This is a genomic window from Halorubrum sp. AJ67, from assembly GCF_000513435.1.
The window spans coordinates 143,829-146,458 of record NZ_CBVY010000002.1 but is presented as its reverse complement, the minus strand read 5'-3'; the positions used below and the strand labels follow the sequence as shown (position 1 = coordinate 146,458).

3 protein-coding genes and 1 pseudogene are annotated in these 2,630 nt (G+C 68.5%); all 4 read right to left on the bottom strand.

Annotated features, from left to right (window positions below; translation table 11 throughout):
- Window positions 1–232: pseudogene (locus tag BN903_RS15475) on the bottom strand (2-phospho-L-lactate guanylyltransferase); the annotation flags it as partial.
- Between the two features lie 17 nt (window positions 233–249).
- Complete coding sequence (locus BN903_RS02765; RefSeq protein ID WP_172863972.1) at window positions 250–1,428, bottom strand: tubulin/FtsZ family protein; 1,179 nt, start codon at window positions 1,426–1,428, stop codon at window positions 250–252.
- Window positions 1,429–1,555: 127 nt separating this feature from the next.
- Window positions 1,556–2,452, bottom strand: coding sequence for a complex I NDUFA9 subunit family protein (locus tag BN903_RS02760; RefSeq protein WP_048076277.1), 897 nt, complete (start codon window positions 2,450–2,452; stop codon window positions 1,556–1,558).
- A 70-nt stretch (window positions 2,453–2,522) separates the two neighbouring features.
- Window positions 2,523–2,630: universal stress protein (locus tag BN903_RS17865; RefSeq protein WP_228841004.1), on the bottom strand; the 108-nt coding region annotated here is incomplete at its 5' end.

The window sequence follows — 2,630 nt, the reverse complement described above, 5'->3', positions numbered from 1 at the left end:
CGTCGAGCGCCGCGTTCACCGCGTCGGTCAGCGGGCGGTCGTCGACGGTGACCGGACGATCGACGTCGACCGCGTCGGTCGCGAGGACCCGCGGGTCGCCGCCGGCGGCGACGACGGCGTCTAGCACGTCCTCCAGCATCGCCCGCGCGAACGCGTGTCGCTCATCGGGCGAGAGCACGTCTGAGAGTCGCGACTTCGGCCGGTCGGTCGAAAAGGGGACGATGACCTCCATCGCGAGCGACGGGGCCCTTAGAACAGGGATTCCAGCTCGTCGCTGTCGTCGCTGACGAGCTCGTCGAGGTTCTCGTCGCTCTCCTCGCGGATCTCGTCTAAGTTGTCCTGCGCCTCGATGGCGACCTGCTGGAGCTCCTTGATCCGCGGGACGTTCGTGACGCCCGCGAGCAGGATGACGGTCGCGACGAAGCCAGCGCCGCGGTACGGGTAGTCCCCGCCGCGGACCTCCATCGAGCCGGTCTGCTCTTCGAGCCACTTGCGGCCGCGCTCGATACCCTTCCGGTTGAGGTACTCCGGCGGGCCGGCGAGCACGAGCAGCGCGCGCTCCGCGCCCTCGATCTCACAGGGGAGCGTGAGCCGCCCCAGCGCCGCCTTGCGCACGAGGCTGGTGATCCGGTTCGTGGTGTGGGCGCTGTCCAGCTCCTCGTCGTTGCCGTCGTCGCGGAGCCGCGAGAGCAGCCCGCCCGAGGAGCGCTCCTCGACCTCCTCCTCGGCGTAGCCGACCGTGGAGACGCCGCCGCCGGAGAGGGTGTTGATGATCTCCGAGGAGTCGACGACGCTCTCGGCGACTTCTTGGCCCTGCTGGATCTCGCCCGCGCCGAACAGGATGCCGAACCGCCGGACGATCTCCTCGTTGATCTCCTCGTAGCCGCCCTGAACGGACTCGCCCGTCTTCCGCCAGGCGTCGTTGTCGAACACCATCAGGTTGTCCACCTCGCGGACGAACGTCTGGAACGAGCGGGCCGCGTTGAGGGTGTAGATACCCCCCTCGTCGCTGCCCGGCAGGATGCCCAGCCCGTACACCGGTTCGGTGTAGATCCGCTTGAGGTGTTTCGCCAGCACCGGCGCGCCGCCGGAGCCGGTCCCGCCGCCGAGCCCGGCGACGACGAGGAACGCGTCGACCTCGTGGACGGGGATCGAGTCGATCGCGCCCTGGACCTCGTCGATGTCCTCCTCCGCGATCTCCGCGCCCAGTTCGTTGTCCGCGCCCACGCCGTGGCCCTTCACCCGGGACTGGCCGATGAGGACGCGCTGGTCCTCGGCGATGTGTTCCAGCCCCATGAGGTCCGCCTTCGCCGTGTTGACGGCCGCCGCGGCCCGAACTATCTCGGAGCCGGTCCGCTTGTCGTACTCCAAGAACTTGTCGACAACTTTGCCCCCCGCCTGTCCGAATCCGATCATTGCGAGTTTCATCGTGTGCTCCCTCCGCGTTTGACGTGAACAGAACGTGATCTCGTATATAAGCCTTCGGTTGCCGTTACCAGTCGTGAGATTCGAGCGGTTGACACGTTCGCCGCGCCTCCCGCCGCAGTCGCCGCGGTCATCGGATCCCCAAGTGCTCACCGAGCGTCGTCAGTTCGGCCGCGTCGACGCCGAACGCCGCGACGTCGTTGTCGGCGGTCGTGTTGTCGAACTTTAGCGACCGGTACTGGTCCGGTCCCATCGGGAAGCCGGGGACCGCGCCCAGCACGGAGAGACCGATCTTCGCGAGCGGCATGGGCAGCGGGAGGATGGTGATCCCCTTCTTTTCGGCCTCGTAGACCAGATCCGTCACCTGCCGGAGCGTGAGTACCTCCGGGCCGCCGATCTCGTAGGTTTCGCCGACGTGTTCCTCGTCGGCCACCGCGGCCGCGATCATCGGCACCAGATCCTCGACGTGAATTGGCTGGAACCGGGTCTTGCCGCCGCCGGGGAGCGGGTACAGCGGGACGCCCGGCGCGAACATCCCCTTCAACCGCTTGGTGAACGAGACGAACTCGCCGCCCTCGCCGAAGACGACCGACGGACGGAAGATCGTCCAGTCGAGGTCGCTCTCGCGGACGATCCCCTCCGCCGCGCCCTTCGAGCGGATGTAGGCGGTGTCGCCGTTCGGGTCCGCGCCGAGCGCGCTCAGCTGGACGAACCGCTCGACGCCGCCGTCCGCGGCCGCGCGGACGAGGTTCTCGGTCCCGCCGCGGTGGATCCGGTCGTGCATGCGGTTGCCGCCCTCCGGTTCGAACAGCGGCGAGAGCGCGACCAGGTTCACGACCGCGTCGTGGCCGTCGACGGCCGACTCGATGGAGTCGTAGTCGGTCACGTCCCCGCTGACGCCCGTCACTCCCTCCGGCGTCTCTTCGGGCGAGCGGGAGAGCGCGGTCACCGCGTGGCCGTCCTCGGCGAGCGCGCGACAGAGATACGATCCGATAAATCCGGTCCCGCCGGCTACCAACACTTTCATACAATCCGTATCGCGTGGAAGGCCCGTAAACCTACCGCGCCGTCAGACGCTCCGGCGACGGTGCGGTCGGTCACTCCTCGTCGGTCTCGGGCGTCGGGACCGTCAACACCGGGACGGCGGCAGTCCGTAAGGTGCGCTCGGCGACGCTCCCCAGTAGGTACCGGCTCACGCCGGTCCG

Excerpts from the sequence above, each read along its gene's own strand:
- BN903_RS02760 (WP_048076277.1), bottom strand. The coding sequence starts at position 2,452 with ATGAAAGTGTTGGTAGCCGGCGGGACCGGATTTATCGGATCGTATCTC.
- BN903_RS02765 (WP_172863972.1), bottom strand. The coding sequence starts at position 1,428 with ATGAAACTCGCAATGATCGGATTCGGACAGGCGGGGGGCAAAGTTGTC.